This is a genomic window from Streptomyces sp. NPDC046876 (genome assembly GCF_040645035.1).
Lineage (GTDB): Bacteria > Actinomycetota > Actinomycetes > Streptomycetales > Streptomycetaceae > Streptomyces.
Genome location: NZ_JBEYXK010000046.1, coordinates 24254 through 40859, shown reverse-complemented (window position 1 = coordinate 40859; position 16606 = coordinate 24254). Strand labels below are relative to the sequence as shown.

General features: G+C 70.4%; 14 protein-coding genes. All 14 read left to right on the top strand.

Annotated elements, in window-relative coordinates; all coding sequences use genetic code 11:
- Window positions 1–725 precede the first annotated feature (725 nt).
- The 14 genes from ABZ924_RS23075 to nuoN are packed head-to-tail and all read left to right on the top strand — an operon-like array spanning window position 726 to window position 16593.
- On the top strand, window positions 726–1085 hold the full coding sequence (locus ABZ924_RS23075; protein WP_030028256.1) for an NADH-quinone oxidoreductase subunit A: 360 nt from the start codon (window positions 726–728) through the stop codon (window positions 1083–1085).
- A gap of 14 nt (window positions 1086–1099) precedes the next feature.
- The gene (locus ABZ924_RS23070) at window positions 1100–1654 is read left to right on the top strand and encodes an NADH-quinone oxidoreductase subunit B (RefSeq protein ID WP_114053664.1); all 555 of its coding nucleotides are present in this window, start codon (window positions 1100–1102) and stop codon (window positions 1652–1654) included.
- Window positions 1651–2403: an NADH-quinone oxidoreductase subunit C gene (locus tag ABZ924_RS23065; RefSeq protein WP_361912816.1), complete on the top strand. Its 753-nt coding sequence runs from the start codon at window positions 1651–1653 to the stop codon at window positions 2401–2403. The genes ABZ924_RS23070 and ABZ924_RS23065 overlap by 4 nt, the downstream gene beginning before the upstream one ends.
- Entirely contained in the window at window positions 2403–3728 is a 1326-nt protein-coding gene (locus tag ABZ924_RS23060) for an NADH-quinone oxidoreductase subunit D (RefSeq protein WP_361912813.1), read from the top strand. Before ABZ924_RS23065 ends, ABZ924_RS23060 begins: the two co-directional genes overlap by 1 nt.
- Entirely contained in the window at window positions 3725–4465 is a 741-nt protein-coding gene (gene nuoE, locus ABZ924_RS23055) for an NADH-quinone oxidoreductase subunit NuoE (protein WP_361912810.1), read from the top strand. Before ABZ924_RS23060 ends, nuoE begins: the two co-directional genes overlap by 4 nt.
- Window positions 4465–5814, top strand: a complete 1350-nt coding sequence (nuoF, locus tag ABZ924_RS23050; protein ID WP_361912807.1) for an NADH-quinone oxidoreductase subunit NuoF — start codon at window positions 4465–4467, stop codon at window positions 5812–5814. Before nuoE ends, nuoF begins: the two co-directional genes overlap by 1 nt.
- Complete coding sequence (locus ABZ924_RS23045; protein ID WP_361912804.1) at window positions 5811–8318, top strand: NADH-quinone oxidoreductase subunit G; 2508 nt, start codon at window positions 5811–5813, stop codon at window positions 8316–8318. Before nuoF ends, ABZ924_RS23045 begins: the two co-directional genes overlap by 4 nt.
- Window positions 8315–9673: an NADH-quinone oxidoreductase subunit NuoH gene (gene nuoH / locus ABZ924_RS23040; protein WP_361912801.1), complete on the top strand. Its 1359-nt coding sequence runs from the start codon at window positions 8315–8317 to the stop codon at window positions 9671–9673. Before ABZ924_RS23045 ends, nuoH begins: the two co-directional genes overlap by 4 nt.
- A 3-nt stretch (window positions 9674–9676) precedes the next feature.
- Window positions 9677–10285 carry an NADH-quinone oxidoreductase subunit NuoI gene (gene nuoI / locus ABZ924_RS23035; RefSeq protein WP_361912798.1) on the top strand — a complete coding sequence of 203 codons (609 nt, stop codon included), beginning with the start codon at window positions 9677–9679 and terminating at the stop codon, window positions 10283–10285.
- Window positions 10282–11097, top strand: a complete 816-nt coding sequence (locus ABZ924_RS23030) for an NADH-quinone oxidoreductase subunit J (RefSeq protein WP_361912795.1) — start codon at window positions 10282–10284, stop codon at window positions 11095–11097. Before nuoI ends, ABZ924_RS23030 begins: the two co-directional genes overlap by 4 nt.
- Window positions 11094–11393, top strand: a complete 300-nt coding sequence (gene nuoK, locus ABZ924_RS23025; RefSeq protein ID WP_189807950.1) for an NADH-quinone oxidoreductase subunit NuoK — start codon at window positions 11094–11096, stop codon at window positions 11391–11393. Before ABZ924_RS23030 ends, nuoK begins: the two co-directional genes overlap by 4 nt.
- Before the next feature lie 12 nt (window positions 11394–11405).
- Window positions 11406–13346: an NADH-quinone oxidoreductase subunit L gene (gene nuoL / locus ABZ924_RS23020; RefSeq protein ID WP_361912792.1), complete on the top strand. Its 1941-nt coding sequence runs from the start codon at window positions 11406–11408 to the stop codon at window positions 13344–13346.
- Window positions 13347–13348: 2 nt separating this feature from the next.
- On the top strand, window positions 13349–14941 hold the full coding sequence (locus ABZ924_RS23015; RefSeq protein WP_361912862.1) for an NADH-quinone oxidoreductase subunit M: 1593 nt from the start codon (window positions 13349–13351) through the stop codon (window positions 14939–14941).
- Window positions 14938–16593: an NADH-quinone oxidoreductase subunit NuoN gene (nuoN, locus tag ABZ924_RS23010; protein WP_361912789.1), complete on the top strand. Its 1656-nt coding sequence runs from the start codon at window positions 14938–14940 to the stop codon at window positions 16591–16593. The genes ABZ924_RS23015 and nuoN overlap by 4 nt, the downstream gene beginning before the upstream one ends.
- Window positions 16594–16606 lie beyond the last annotated feature (13 nt).

The following is a 16606-nucleotide window of genomic DNA, read 5'->3' as shown; positions in this document are numbered from 1 at the left end:
GCGAACCGGACACCCGGCGCGTCTTATTGACGCCGTAACGGACGTATCGGACACCCCTTCACAAGGCTGTGATCATGGGGTTTCAGTAATAAGTCCGAATTGACCCGGGGCCTACCATCCCGGCGCACTGTTGGCCAAGCCCGCTTTCGGAGTCACGGATTCGGTGTGGTGCAGGTCACAGGAGAGTCTCGCCGTGCGGGCCCTGTGGCCCGCTCGTGATCTCGTCGTGAGCATGCCGTGAGCGTGAGGGGTCCGGAGGACGCCTCGGAGGGGTTGCGGGGGCGGGGTCGGCCCGCCCGGAAGATCGTTCCGGCACCGGCCGGAGATCGTGAACGGATGCACGCGTCCACTCCCGTCCCCGGGGCCTCCCCCGACCGGGCGACGCGGATCCCTTTACAGCCATTGGCGCGATCTTGCAAATTTGCCTGCCACCCACATCGTTTGATAGGGCAGGGCTCCTTCTACCTGGGGTAACGGGCTCGGATGTCACCTTTGGTGATCACATGGATGCTTCGCGTGCGTAGATCACCACTCATCGGACTTCATGATCGTTCGTCAGGTGGTGGAGATCACAAACTCGGTGTTGTCACCCGTGTCGCAGATCACAGATCGGCGGGCATAGGATGCGCAGCAGTCCGGCTTGTGAACTGCCTCACATGTACGTGATCTTCCACCGGCCGGCGCAGCGGTCCAACGGTCAAGGACGACTGGAAGGAGCGAGGAGCGTGAATGCCTACGCGCCCATCCTCGTGCTCGGCGCCCTCGGCGCAGGGTTTGCGATCTTCTCCGTGGTCATGGCCACGCTGATCGGTCCCAAACGGTACAACCGGGCGAAGCTCGAGGCGTACGAATGCGGTATCGAGCCCACGCCCACACCGGCCGGCGGCGGTCGCTTCCCGATCAAGTACTACCTGACGGCGATGCTCTTCATCGTCTTCGACATCGAAGTTGTCTTCCTCTACCCCTGGGCGGTCACCTTCGACTCCCTGGGGATCTTCGGGCTCGTCGAGATGCTGCTCTTCGTGCTCACGGTCTTCGTCGCCTACGCCTACGTCTGGCGTCGCGGCGGCCTGGAATGGGACTGAGGGGCTGAATTCCCATGGGACTGGAAGAAAAGCTGCCGAGCGGCTTCCTGCTGACCACCGTCGAACAGGCCGCGGGCTGGGTGCGCAAGGCGTCCGTCTTCCCCGCGACCTTCGGCCTGGCCTGCTGCGCGATCGAGATGATGACCACCGGGGCGGGCCGGTACGACCTGGCCCGCTTCGGCATGGAGGTCTTCCGCGGCTCGCCGCGCCAGGCCGATCTGATGATCGTGGCCGGCCGGGTCAGCCAGAAGATGGCGCCGGTGCTGCGGCAGGTGTACGACCAGATGCCCGCTCCCAAATGGGTCATCTCCATGGGGGTTTGTGCATCTTCGGGCGGAATGTTCAACAACTACGCCATCGTGCAGGGCGTCGACCACATCGTCCCGGTGGACATCTACCTCCCCGGCTGCCCGCCCCGCCCCGAGATGCTGGTGGACGCGATCCTCAAGCTCCACCAGAAGATCCAGTCCTCCAAGCTCGGCGTGAACCGGGAAGAGGCGGCCCGCGAGGCGGAGGCGGCGGCCCTCAAGGCCCTGCCCACCATCGAGATGAAGGGGCTGCTCCGGTGAGCGAGACCACCCCGAACCACGGCAACGGCAACGGCGAGCCCGAACCGGGCGGGAACAACGTTCCTGCCCCCCGCGACTCCGGCGCCGGCCCCGAGGTCATCGGCGTCCGCAAGGGCATGTTCGGCGCCGCCGGCGGCGGCGACACCAGCGGCTACGGCGGCCTGGTCCGCACCGTCGCCCTCCCCGGCGCCAGCCACCGCCCGTACGGCTCGTACTTTGACGAGGTCGCCGACGAACTCGAAGGCGCGCTGGAGGAGCAGGACCTGCTCCCGCAGAACGCGATCGAGAAGACCGTCGTCGACCGCGGCGAGCTCACCTTCCACATCGCCCGCGAACACCTGGTCCGCGTGGCCCGCACCCTGCGCGACGACCCCGCCCTGCGCTTCGAGCTGTGCACCGGCGTCAGCGGCGTGCACTTCCCCGGGGACAAGGGCCGCGAGCTGCACGCCGTCTACCACCTGCGCTCGCTCACCCACGGCCGGATGATCCGCCTGGAGGTGTCCGCGCCGGACAGCGACCCGCACATCCCGTCGCTCGTCGCCGTCTACCCCACCAACGACTGGCACGAGCGCGAGACGTACGACTTCTTCGGCCTGGTCTTCGACGGACACCCGGCCCTCACCCGGATCATGATGCCGGACGACTGGCAGGGCTTCCCGCAGCGCAAGGACTACCCGCTCGGCGGCATCCCCATCGAGTACAAGGGCGCCCAGATCCCGGCTCCCGACCAGCGGAGGTCGTACAGCTGATGTCCACGTCACACCACGCAGAGTCGCGCGAGACCACCGAGGGCACCGTCTACACGGTCACCGGCGGCGACTGGGACGAGGTCGTCCGCTCGGCGGCCAAGGCGGACGACGAGCGCATCGTCGTCAACATGGGCCCCCAGCACCCGTCCACCCACGGGGTGCTCCGCCTGATCCTGGAGATCGACGGCGAGACCGTCACCGAGGCCCGCTGCGGCATCGGCTACCTCCACACCGGCATCGAGAAGAACCTCGAATTCCGGAACTGGACGCAGGGCACCACCTTCGTCACGCGCATGGACTACCTCACGCCCTTCTTCAACGAGACGGCGTACTGCCTCGGCGTCGAGAAGCTCCTCGGCATCACCGACCAGGTCCCCGACCGGGCCACCGTGATCCGCGTCCTGCTGATGGAGCTCAACCGGCTCTCCTCCCACCTGGTGTGCATCGCCACCGGCGGCATGGAGCTGGGCGCGACCACGATCATGATCTACGGCTTCCGCGACCGCGAGCTGATCCTCGACATCTACGAGCTGATCACCGGCCTGCGCATGAACCACGCGTTCATCCGCCCCGGCGGCCTCGCGCAGGACCTGCCCCCGGGCGCCATGGACCAGCTGCGCGACTTCCTCAAGACCATGAAGAAGAACCTGCCCGAGTACGACAAGCTCGCCACCGGCAACCCCATCTTCAAGGCCCGCATGCAGGACGTCGGCTACCTCGACCTCGCCGGCTGCATGGCCCTCGGCGCCACCGGCCCGATCCTGCGCTCGGCCGGCCTGCCGCACGACCTGCGCAAGTCCGACCCGTACTGCGGCTACGAGACCTACGAGTTCGACGTGCCGACGACGGAGACCTGCGACTCCTACGGGCGGTTCCTGATCCGCCTCGAGGAGATGCGCCAGTCGCTGCGGATCATCGAGCAGTGCCTGGACCGCCTGGAACCCGGCCCGGTCATGGTCGCCGACAAGAAGATCGCCTGGCCGGCGCAGCTCGCGATGGGCCCCGACGGCCTCGGCAACTCGCTCGACCACATCAAGAACATCATGGGCACCTCCATGGAGGCCCTCATCCACCACTTCAAGCTGGTGACCGAGGGCTTCCGGGTGCCGGCCGGGCAGGCGTACGCGGCCGTGGAGTCCCCCAAGGGCGAGCTCGGCGTCCACGTCGTCTCCGACGGCGGCACCCGCCCCTACCGGGTCCACTTCCGCGACCCGTCCTTCACCAACCTCCAGGCCATGGCCGCGATGTGCGAGGGCGGCCAGGTCGCCGACGTCATCGTCGCCGTCGCCTCCATCGACCCCGTGATGGGAGGCGTCGACCGATGACAGAGATCTCGCTCGGCATGCCGCAGCTCCCGGCCCCGGACTACCCGGCGGACGTACGCGCCCGGCTCGAAGCGGATGCGAAGGAGGTCATCGCCCGCTACCCCGACAGCCGCTCCGCGCTCCTGCCGCTGCTGCACCTGACCCAGTCCGAGGAGGGCTACGTCTCGCGCACCGGCATCCGCTTCTGCGCCGAGGTGCTGGGCCTGACCACCGCCGAGGTCACCGCCGTCGCCACCTTCTACACGATGTACCGGCGCCGGCCCTCGGGCGACTACCAGGTCGGCGTCTGCACCAACACCCTGTGCGCGGTCATGGGCGGCGACGCCATCTTCGAGGAGCTCAAGGAGCACCTCGGCGTCGAGAACAACGGCACCACCCCCGACGGCAAGGTCACCCTCGAGCACATCGAGTGCAACGCGGCCTGCGACTACGCCCCCGTGGTGATGGTCAACTGGGAGTTCTTCGACAACCAGACCCCCGCCTCCGCCAAGGACCTCGTCGACGACCTGCGCGCCGGCCGGCCCGTGGCGCCGACCCGGGGCGCCCGGCTGTGCACGTACAAGGAGACCGCGCGGATCCTGGCGGGCTTCCCCGACGAGCGCGAGGGCGCGGTCGAGGAGAGCGGAGGCGCCGGCCCCGCCTCCCTGATCGGACTGCGCATCGCCCGCGGCGAGTCCGCGCACCACGGCAAGGTCGTGCACCCGCGCGCCGAGGCGAGCGGCGAGGAGGGGGAGTGATGTCGGTGACTGCTGCCATGCACGAGAACGGCACCAGCCCGGAGAAGCTGCTGGCACCGGTGCTCTCGGCCTTCTGGGACGAGCCCCGGTCCTGGACGCTGGAGACCTACCGGCGCCACGAGGGCTACGAGGGGCTGCGCAAGGCGCTCGCGATGACCCCGGACGAGGTCATCGCGTACGTGAAGGACTCGGGCCTGCGCGGCCGCGGCGGCGCGGGCTTCCCCACCGGGATGAAGTGGCAGTTCATCCCGCAGGGCGACGGCAAGCCGCACTACCTCGTCGTGAACGCGGACGAGTCGGAGCCGGGCACCTGCAAGGACATCCCCCTGCTCTTCGCCAACCCGCACTCCCTCATCGAGGGAATGATCATCGCCTGCTATGCGATCCGCTCGGAGCACGCCTTCATCTACCTGCGCGGCGAGGTCGTGCCGGTGCTGCGCCGCCTGCACGAGGCGGTGCGCGAGGCGTACGAGGCCGGCTACCTCGGCGAGGACATCCTCGGCAGCGGCCTGAAGCTCGACATCACCGTGCACGCGGGCGCGGGCGCCTACATCTGCGGCGAGGAGACGGCCCTCCTCGACTCCCTCGAAGGCCGGCGCGGTCAGCCCCGGCTGCGCCCCCCCTTCCCCGCCGTCGAGGGGCTCTACGCCTGCCCCACTGTGGTGAACAACGTCGAGTCCATCGCGTCGGTTCCCGCGATCCTGAACAAGGGCAAGGACTGGTTCAAGGCGATGGGGACGGAGAAGTCCCCCGGGTTCACCCTGTACTCCCTCTCCGGGCACGTCGCCGGCCCCGGCCAGTACGAGGCCCCCCTCGGCATCACCCTGCGCCAGCTCCTCGACATGAGCGGCGGGATGCGCCCCGGCCACAAGCTGAAGTTCTGGACCCCGGGCGGCTCCTCCACCCCGATGTTCACCGCCGAGCACCTCGACGTGCCGCTCGACTACGAGGGCGTCGGCGCGGCCGGGTCCATGCTCGGCACCAAGGCCCTGCAGTGCTTCGACGAGACCACCTGCGTGGTGCGGGCCGTCACCCGGTGGACGGAGTTCTACGCCCACGAGTCCTGCGGCAAGTGCACGCCCTGCCGCGAAGGCACGTACTGGCTCGTCCAGTTGCTGCGCGACATCGAGGCCGGCAAGGGCGTCATGTCCGACCTCGACAAGCTGAACGACATCGCCGACAACATCAACGGCAAGTCGTTCTGCGCGCTCGGCGACGGCGCCGCCAGCCCGATCTTCTCCTCGCTGAAGTACTTCCGCGAGGAGTACGAGCAGCACATCACGGGCAGGGGCTGCCCCTTCGACCCCAGGAAGTCGACCCTCTGGGCCGACACGGAGGTGAACGCATGACCGTCACCACGAACGCGACCGGCGGTGGCGGAGCGGTGGCGCAGCCGCCCGAGGGCACGGTCTCCCTGACCATCGACGGCATCGAGCTGTCGGTCCCCAAGGGGACCCTCGTCATCCGGGCCGCCGAGCAGATCGGCATCGAGATCCCCCGGTTCTGCGACCACCCGCTCCTCGACCCGGTCGGCGCCTGCCGCCAGTGCATCGTCGAGGTCGAGGGCCAGCGCAAGCCGATGGCCTCCTGCACCATCACCTGCACCGACGGCATGGTCGTCAAGACGCAGCTCACCTCCGAGGTAGCCGAGAAGTCCCAGCGCGGCGTGATGGAGCTGCTGCTGATCAACCACCCGCTGGACTGCCCGGTCTGCGACAAGGGCGGCGAGTGCCCCCTGCAGAACCAGGCCATGTCGCACGGCAACGCCGACTCCCGCTTCGAGGGTAAGAAGCGCACCTACGAGAAGCCGGTGCCGATCTCCACGCAGGTGCTGCTGGACCGGGAGCGGTGCGTGCTGTGCGCGCGCTGCACCCGCTTCTCCACGCAGGTCGCCGGCGACCCGATGATCGAGCTGCTCGAACGCGGCGCGCTGCAGCAGGTCGGCACCGGCGAGGGCGACCCCTTCGAGTCGTACTTCTCCGGCAACACCATCCAGATCTGCCCGGTCGGCGCCCTCACCTCGGCCGCGTACCGCTTCCGCTCCCGCCCCTTCGACCTCGTCTCCTCCCCGAGCGTGTGCGAGCACTGCGCGGGCGGCTGTGCGACCCGCACCGACCACCGCCGCGGCAAGGTGCTGCGCCGGATGGCAGCGGAGGACCCCGAGGTCAACGAGGAGTGGATCTGCGACAAGGGCCGCTTCGCGTTCCGCTACGCGCAGCGCCCCGACCGGCTGACGACCCCGCTGGTCAGGAGCGCCGCGGGCGTCCTGGAGCCGGCGAGCTGGCCCGAGGCCCTTCAGGCCGCGGCCGCAGGCCTCGCCGCCGGGCGCGGCCGGGCCGGCGTCCTGACGGGCGGGCGGCTCACCGTCGAGGACGCCTACGCGTACGCCAAGTTCGCCCGCGTGGTCCTGGACACCAACGACATCGACTTCCGGGCCCGGGTGCACAGCCCGGAGGAGGCCGAGTTCCTCGCCGCAACCGTGGCCGGCACGGGGGCGGACCTCGACGGCGGCGGCGTCACCTACCGCGAGCTGGAGGCAGCCCCGGCGGTGCTGCTCGTCGGCATCGAGGCGGAGGAGGAGGCCCCCGGGGTCTTCCTGCGGCTGCGCAAGGCGTTCCGCAAGCGGGGGCAGCGCACCTTCGCCCTCGCCCCGTTCGCCACCCGCGGCCTGCAGAAGGCGGGCGGCACCCTGCTGGCCGCCGCCCCCGGCACCGAGCCGGAGTGGCTGGAGGCGCTGGCCTCGCGGACCGGCCTGGAGGCGGGCGGCGAGGCGGCCGCCGAGGCGCTGCGCGCGCCCGGTGCGGTCCTGGTGGTCGGGGAGCGCCTCGCCGGGGTGCCCGGCGGGCTGACCGCCGCCGTAAGGGCGGCCGCCGCGACCGGGGCCCGCCTGGTGTGGATCCCGCGCCGGGCCGGGGAGCGGGCCGCGGTCGAGGCGGGCGCGCTGCCGTCGCTGCTGCCCGGGGCGCGCCCGGCCACCGACCCGCGGGCCCGCGACGAGGTCGCGGCCGCCTGGGGGCTGCAGGAGCTGCCGCACCGCTACGGCCGCGACACCGGCCAGATCGTGGAGGCCGCGGCCGGCGGCGAGCTGAGGGCGCTGCTGGTCGCGGGCGTCGAGGTCGCGGACCTGCCGGATCCGCAGCGGGCGCGCGTCGCCCTGGAGGAGGCCTTCGTGGTCAGCCTGGAGCTGCGGCCCGGGGAGGTCACCGACCACGCCGACGTGGTGTTCCCGGTCGCGGCCGTCGCCGAGAAGGCGGGCACGTTCATCAACTGGGAGGGCCGGGTCCGGCCGTTCGAGGCGGCGCTCAAGCCCGACCAGATGACCCGCCCGCTCGCCCCGGCCGACGCCCGCGTGCTGCACATGCTGGCGGACGCCGCCGACCGGCCGCTGGGCCTGCCCGACGTGCACGCCGTACGCCGGGAGATCGACCGGCTCGGCCCGTGGGCCGGGGAGCGGGCCGCGGAGCAGTCGGCGCCGACCGCGGCGCTGCCCCGCCCCGGTGCGGGCGAGGCGGTCCTCGCGGGCCACCGGCTGCTGCTGGACCTGGGCCTGCTCCAGGAGGGCGACGAGGCGCTGGCGGGCACCCGGCACGAGGCCTCGGCCCGGCTGTCGGCCGCCACGGCCGCGGAGACGGGCGTCAAGGACGGCGACGTCCTCGCCGTGTCCGGCCCGGCCGGCAGCATGGAACTCCCGCTGCGGATCACCGAGATGCCCGACCGGGTGGTCTGGCTCCCGCTGAACTCCACCGGCTCCGGAGTGTGCGCCGACACCGGCGCCCACCCGGGCACCCTCGTACGGATCGGCCCGGCGACCCGGGCCGGCGCAGGCGGCACCACTGCGGAGGTGGACGCGTGAACGCGGTACAGCTCGCTGCCGAGGACCTGTCCCTGTTCGGGACGGACCCCTGGTGGCTGGTCGTGGTGAAGGCGGTGTTCTGCTTCGCCTTCCTGATGGTGACCGTGCTCTTCTCCATCGTGTGGGAGCGCAAGGTCGTCGCCTGGATGCAGCTGCGCATCGGCCCGAACCGGCACGGCCCCTGGGGCATGCTGCAGTCGCTCGCCGACGGCGTGAAGCTGATGCTCAAGGAAGACATCATCGTCAAGCGCGCCGACAAGGTCGTCTACGTGCTCGCCCCGATCGTCGCGGCGATCCCGGCGTTCATGGCGATCGCGGTGATCCCGTTCGGGCCGGCCGGCAACGAGGTGTCGATCTTCGGGCAGCGCACCGCGATGCAGCTGACCGACCTGCCGATCGCGATGCTGTACATCCTCGCGGTGGCCTCGGTCGGGATCTACGGGATCGTGCTCGCGGGCTGGTCCTCGGGCTCGACGTACCCGCTGCTGGGCGGCCTGCGCTCCTGTGCGCAGATGATCAGCTACGAGATCGCGATGGGCGCGGCGTTCGCCTCGGTCTTCCTCTACTCCGGCTCGATGTCGACCTCGGCGATCGTGGAGGCGCAGGCCGACCGCTGGTACATCGTGCTGCTGCCGGTGTCGTTCCTGATCTACGTGGTGACGATGGTCGGCGAGACGAACCGCGCCCCCTTCGACATGCCGGAGTCCGAGGGCGACCTCGTCGGCGGCTTCAACACCGAGTACTCGTCGATCAAGTTCGCGATGTTCATGCTGGCGGAGTACGTCAACATGGTCACCGTCTCGGCGGTGTCGGTGACCCTCTTCCTCGGCGGCTGGCGGGCCCCCGCGCCGATCTCGACGTACTGGGAGGGCGCCAACCACGGCTGGTGGCCGCTGCTCTGGTTCACCCTCAAGGTGCAGCTGCTGCTGTTCTTCTTCATCTGGCTGCGCGGCACGCTGCCCCGCGTCCGCTACGACCAGCTGATGAAGCTCGGCTGGAAGGTCCTGATCCCGGTCTCGGTGCTGTGGCTGATGCTCGTGGCCACCGTGCGGGCCCTGCGCAACGAGCGCTACGACTTCAGCGAGATCGTCCTGTACGTGGGCGGCGGCGTCGTGGCCGTCCTGCTGCTGTCCTTCGTCGCCGACTTCTTCCGCGACCGGCGGGAGAAGACCGCCGCCGAGGAGGCCGGGGCGGCCGCCGCGGCCGAGCCCTTCGACCCGTTCGCGGGCGGGTTCCCCGTACCGCCCAAGCCCGGCCAGCGGCCGGAACCCGTACCGCGCAGGCGGCCCCGCGAGGAGCGGGAGCTGATGGTCAGTGGCGGCGCGAACACCGACAACGACCGAGAGGAGGGTTGAGACGTGTCTGACGAGAAGTGGCAGAACCCGGTGGCCGGCTTCGGCGTGACCTTCAAGGCCATGTTCAAGAAGCGCCTCACCGAGCAGTACCCGGAGCAGCAGAAGACCACCGCGCCGCGCTTCCACGGACGGCACCAGCTCAACCGGCACCCGGACGGTCTGGAGAAGTGCATCGGGTGCGAGCTGTGCGCCTGGGCCTGCCCCGCGGACGCCATCTACGTGGAGGGCGCGGACAACACGGAGGAGGAGCGCTACTCCCCGGGTGAGCGCTACGGCCGCGTCTACCAGATCAACTACGCCCGCTGCATCCTGTGCGGGCTGTGCATCGAGGCGTGCCCGACGCGGGCGCTGACGATGACGAACGAGTTCGAGCTGGCCGACTCCAGCCGCGAGTCGCTGATCTACACCAAGGAGCAGCTGCTCGCCGGGCTGACCGAGGGCATGGTCGAGGCCCCGCACGCGATGTACCCGGGCACGGACGAGCAGGACTACTACCGCGGTCTGGTGACGGGCGCCGCCCCGGGCACCGAGCGGCAGGCGGCGGTGTCCAAGGGCGAGTCCGCGCAGGAGAAGGACCAGGAGAAGGACAAGGCCGAGGGGGTGGGGGCGTGAGCGCGATCGCCGCGGGCGCGGCCACCCTCACCTCCACGGGCGAGGCGGTGCAGTTCTGGATCCTGGGCACGGTCGCCGTGATCGGCGCGCTGGCCACGATCCTGATGAAGAAGGCCGTGCACAGCGCCCTCAGCCTCGCCGGGACGATGATCGTCCTGGCGGTGTTCTACCTCGCCAACGGGGCGTACTTCCTGGGCGTGGTCCAGGTGATCGTCTACACCGGCGCGATCATGATGCTGTTCCTCTTCGTGGTCATGCTCGTCGGCGTCACCGCCGCGGACTCGCTGAAGGAGACCATCAAGGGCCAGCGCTGGCTGGCCGCCCTGTGCGGGCTCGGCTTCGGCGTCCTGCTGATCGCCGGGATCGCCAACGCCTCCCTGAAGCACTTCAACGGGCTGGGGCGGGTCAACTCCGCCGGGCACGTGGAGGGCCTCGCGGAGCTGATCTTCACCAAGTACGTCTTCGCCTTCGAGATCACCGGCGCGCTGCTGATCACCGCCGCCGTCGGCGCGATGGTGCTGACCCACCGCGAGCGCACCGAGCGGGCCGCCACCCAGCGCGAGCTCGCCGAGCGGCGCGTGCGCGAGGGGGTCCAGGTCCCGCCGCTGCCCGCGCCCGGCGTGTACGCCCGGCACAACGCGGTGGACGTCGCCGGCCTGCTGCCGGACGGCACCCCGTCCGAGCTGACCGTCAGCAAGACGCTGCGCGCCCGCGGCCAGATCCGCGACGTCTCGCCCGAGGCGCTGTCGGACCTGAAGGCCCTGGAGCGGCGGTCGGCGGAGCGCCTCGGCCGTGAGGAGGCCTCGAAGTGAACCCGGTCAACTACCTGTACCTGGCGGCCCTGCTGTTCACCATCGGCGCCGCGGGCGTGCTGATCCGGCGCAACACCATCGTGCTGTTCATGTGCGTGGAGCTGATGCTCAACGCCTGCAACCTCGCGTTCGTGGCGTTCTCCCGGATGCACGGCAACCTCGACGGCCAGATCATCGCGTTCTTCACGATGGTCGTCGCCGCCGCGGAGGTCGTGGTGGGCCTCGCGATCATCGTGTCGCTGTTCCGTACCCGCCACTCGGCCTCGGTCGACGACGCCAGCCTGATGAAGCTGTAAGGGGCGTACACAGTGGAGAATCTGATTGCGCTGCTGGTGGCGGCGCCCCTGCTCGGAGCGGCGGTGCTGCTGTGCGGCGGCCGGCGCCTCGACGGGGCCGGCCACTGGATCGGCACCCTGCTCGCCGCCGTCTCCTTCGGCATCGGCGTCGCCCTGTTCGCGGACATGCTGGGGCGCAGCGCCGACGAGCGGACCCTGCACCAGTTCCTGTACCGCTGGATCCCGGTCGAGGGCTTCCAGGCGGACGTCGCCTTCCGGCTGGACCAGCTGTCGATGACGTTCGTCCTGCTGATCTCCGGGGTGGGCACGCTCATCCACCTGTACTCGATCGGGTACATGGAGCACGACGAGCGCCGCCGCCGCTTCTTCGGCTACCTGAACCTCTTCCTCGCGGCGATGCTGCTGCTGGTCCTCGCCGACAACTACCTGCTGCTGTACGTCGGCTGGGAGGGCGTGGGCCTGGCCTCGTACCTGCTCATCGGCTTCTGGCAGCACAAGCCCAGCGCGGCGACCGCCGCGAAGAAGGCCTTCCTGGTCAACCGGGTCGGCGACATGGGGCTCTCCATCGCGATCATGGTCATGTTCACCACCTTCGGGACCTTCGCGTTCACGCCGGTGCTGGCCTCGGCGGGCAAGGCGTCCGAGGGGACGCTGACCGCGATCGCGCTGATGCTGCTGCTCGCCGCCTGCGGCAAGTCGGCGCAGGTGCCGCTGCAGTCCTGGCTCGGCGACGCGATGGAGGGCCCGACCCCGGTCTCGGCCCTCATCCACGCCGCGACCATGGTCACCGCCGGCGTCTACCTGATCGTCCGCTCCGGGGCGATCTTCAACGGGGCGCCCGACGCACAGCTCGCCGTCACCGTCGTGGGCGCGGTCACGCTGCTCTTCGGTGCGATCGTCGGTTGCGCGAAGGACGACATCAAGAAGGCCCTCGCCGGGTCGACGATGTCGCAGATCGGCTACATGGTCCTCGCCGCCGGCCTCGGCCCCGTCGGCTACGTCTTCGCGATCATGCACCTGGTGACGCACGGCTTCTTCAAGGCGGGCCTCTTCCTCGGCGCCGGCTCCGTGATGCACGGGATGAACGACGAGGTCGACATGCGCAAGTACGGCGGCCTGCGCCGGTACATGCCGATCACCTTCGTGACCTTCGGCCTCGGCTACCTCGCCATCATCGGCTTCCCCGGCCTGTCCGGCTTCTTCTCCAAGGACAAGATCATCGAGGCGGCCTTCGCCAAGGGCGGCACCGAGGGCTGGATCCTCGGCGGCGCGGCCCTCCTCGGCGCGGCCGTCACCGCCTTCTACATGACCCGGGTCATGCTGATGACCTTCTTCGGCGAGAAGCGCTGGCAGCCCGCCCCCGACGCCGACGCGGTGCCGAGCGCCGAGCCTGCCGCGGAGCACCACGCCGGCGAGCTGCCGCACCCGCACGAGTCCCCGAAGTCCATGACGATCCCGATGATCCTGCTGGCCTTCGGCTCGGTCTTCGCCGGCGCCTTCTTCGCCATCGGCGACCGGTTCCTGAAGTGGCTGGAGCCCGTCACCGGGTACGAGCACGGGAACCCGCCGGTCGGCGCCATGACCGTGACCCTCGCGACGATGGCCTGCCTCGTCGTCGGCGTCGCGATCGCCTGGGCCATGTACGGGCGCCGGCCGGTCCCCGTCACCGCCCCGCGCGGCAGCCTGCTCACCCGGGCAGCCCGCCGCGACCTGCTCCAGGACGACTTCAACCACATCGTGCTGGTGCGCGGCGGGGAGCACCTGACCCGCTCCCTGGTGTACGTCGACCACAGCCTGGTCGACGGGGTCGTCAACGGGACCGCCGCCTCGGTCGGCGGCCTGTCGGGCCGGCTGCGCAAGCTCCAGAACGGCTACGCCCGCAGCTACGCGGTCTCGATGTTCGGGGGCACGGCGATCCTCATCGCCGCGACCCTGCTGATGAGGGCGGTGTGAGTATGTCCTTTCCGTTGTTGACGGTGACGGCCGCGGTCCCCGCGGCCGGCGCGGTCCTCACGGCGGCCGTCCCGGCCGCCCGGCGGACCGCCGCCAAGTGGCTCGCGCTGCTCTTCTCGCTGGCCACGCTGGTGCTGGCCGTGCTCGTCGCGGTCCGCTTCGAGCCCGGCGGCGCGCGCTACCAGCTCACCGAGTCCCACAGCTGGATCGCCGACTTCGGCGTCCGGTACGAACTCGGCGTCGACGGCATCGGGGTGGCGCTGATCGGGCTGACCGCGCTGCTGATCCCCTTCGTCATCGCCGCCGGCTGGCACGACGCCGACCCCCTGGAGACGAGCTCGAGCCGCTGGCGGCCGACCCAGGGCTTCTTCGCCCTGATCCTCATGGTCGAGGCGATGGTGGTCATCTCCTTCGAGGCCACCGACGTCTTCCTCTTCTACATCTTCTTCGAAGCCATGCTCATCCCGATGTACTTCCTCATCGGCGGCTTCGGGGACCGGGCCCATGCGGGCACGGACGAGAACGCGGCCGCGCAGCGGTCGTATGCGGCGGTCAAGTTCCTCCTCTACAACCTGGTCGGCGGCCTGATCATGCTGGCCGCGGTCATCGGGCTGTACGTCGTCGCCGGGAACTTCTCGCTCCAGGAGATCACGGCCGCCCGCGCCGCGGGCACCCTGGACATGGCGACCAACACCGAGCGGCTGCTGTTCCTCGGCTTCTTCTTCGCCTTCGCGGTGAAGGCCCCGCTGTGGCCGCTGCACACCTGGCTGCCGAACGCGATGGGCGAGGCCACCGCCCCGGTCGCCGTGCTGATCACCGCGGTCGTCGACAAGGTCGGCACCTTCGCGATGCTCCGCTTCTGCCTCGGGCTCTTCCCCGACGCCAGCAAGTGGGCCACTCCGGTGATCCTCGTCCTGGCCCTGGTCAGCATCGTCTACGGCGCGCTGCTCGCGGTCGGGCAGCGCGACATCAAGCGGCTGGTCGCGTACGCCTCGATCTCCCACTTCGGCTTCATCATCATGGGCATCTTCGCGATGACCTCCCAGGGGCAGTCCGGGGCGACGCTCTACATGGTCAACCACGGCCTGTCGACGGCGGCGCTGATGCTCGTCGCCGGCTTCCTGATCTCCCGGCGCGGCTCCCGGCTCATCGCCGACTACGGCGGCGTGCAGAAGGTGGCCCCGGTGCTCGCCGGCACCTTCCTGATCGGCGGCCTCGCCACCCTCTCGCTGCCCGGCCTCGCGCCGTTCGTCAGCGAATTCCTGGTGCTGGTCGGCACGTTCTCCCGGTACCCGGCCATCGGTGTCATCGCCACCATCGGCATCGTCCTGGCCGCCCTGTACACGCTGGTGCTCTACCAGCGCACCATGACCGGCCCCGTGAAGGAGCAGGTCCGCACCATGCCGGACCTGCGCCTGCGCGAGCTGCTCGTGGTCGCCCCGCTGATCGCGCTGCTGATCGGCCTGGGCGTGTACCCCAAGCCGCTGACCGACATCGTCAACCCGGCGGTGCAGCACACCCTGTCGGACGTGAAGCAGAAGGACCCGAAGCCCGAGGTGGCTGTCGAGGCCAGGAACGGGGAGGCGGCGAAGTGAGCACCGCAACTGCTGCCCAGGGGGTGTGGGCTCTCGCCGCCCAGGCGCCCGCCGAGCGGATCCCCGCCCCGCACATCGAGTACGCGCAGCTCGCGCCCACGCTCATCGTGGTGGGCGCGGCGGTCCTCGGGATCCTCGTGGAGGCCTTCGTCCCGCGCAGGTCCCGCTACTACGTGCAGGTGTTCCTCGCCGTCGCCGCGCTCGCCTCGGCGTTCGCGGCGGTCGTCGGGCTCGCCGCCGGCGGGTACGCGGGGGACAAGGCGCACATCGCGGCGATGGGCGCCGTCGCCGTCGACGGGCCCGCCCTGTTCCTGCAGGGCACCATCCTGCTGGCCTCGATCGTGGCCGTCTTCACCTTCGCCGAACGGCGCCTGGACCCCCGGGCGCACGGCAAGCGGGTGGACTCCTTCGCCGCCCAGGCGGCCTCCGTACCGGGCAGCGACAGCGAGCAGGCAGCCGTCAAGGCCGGGTTCACCACCACCGAGGTCTTCCCCCTCGCCCTGTTCGCGATCTCCGGCATGCTGATCTTCCCGGCGGCCGCCGACCTGCTGACGCTGTTCGTGGCCCTGGAGGTCTTCTCCCTCCCGCTGTACCTGCTCTGCGCCCTCGCCCGCCGCCAGCGGCTGATGTCGCAGGAGGCCGCGGTGAAGTACTTCCTGCTGGGCGCCTTCTCCTCGGCGTTCCTGCTGTTCGGGATCGCCCTGATCTACGGCTACGCGGGCTCCGTCTCGTACGCGGCGATCGCCGACGTCGTCGACGGCACGGTGGCCAACATCGACCCGGCGCTCGCCGACACCATGGGCAACGACGCGCTGCTGCTGATCGGCGGGGCGCTGGTGCTGATGGGCCTGCTGTTCAAGGTCGGCGCGGTCCCGTTCCACATGTGGACCCCCGACGTGTACCAGGGCGCCCCGACCCCGGTCACCGGCTTCATGGCGGCGGCGACGAAGGTCGCGGCCTTCGGCGCGCTGCTGCGGCTGCTGTACGTGGTCCTGCCGGGGCTGCGGTGGGACTGGCGGCCGGTGATGTGGGCCGTGGCCATCGTGACGATGCTGGCCGGCGCGGTCATCGCGGTCACGCAGACCGACGTCAAGCGCCTGCTGGCCTACTCCTCGATCGCGCACGCCGGCTTCATCCTGGCCGGTGTGATCGCCACCTCGGCCCAGGGCGTGCAGTCCGTCCTCTTCTACCTCGGCGCGTACTCCTTCGTGACGATCGGCGCGTTCGCGGTGGTCACGCTGGTGCGCGACGCGGGCGGCGAGGCGACGCACCTGTCGAAGTGGGCCGGGCTCGGGCGGCGTTCGCCGCTGACGGCGGCCGTCTTCGCGGTGTTCCTGCTGGCCTTCGCGGGCATCCCGCTGACCTCCGGCTTCGCCGGCAAGTTCGCCGTGTTCAAGGCGGCGGCGGAGGGCGGCGCCGGGGCGCTGGTCGTGGTGGGTGTCATCTCCTCCGCGATCGCCGCGTTCTTCTACATCCGGGTCATCGTCCTGATGTTCTTCAGCGAGCCGAAGGCGGACGGGCCGACGGTGGCCGTGCCGTCGCCGCTGACGATGACGACGATCGCGGTCGGCGTGGCGGTCACCCTGGTCCTGGGCCTGGCCCCGCAGTACTTCCTGGACCTGGCGGGGCAGGCGAGCACCTTCGTGCGGTAGCCGGCGGCGCTTT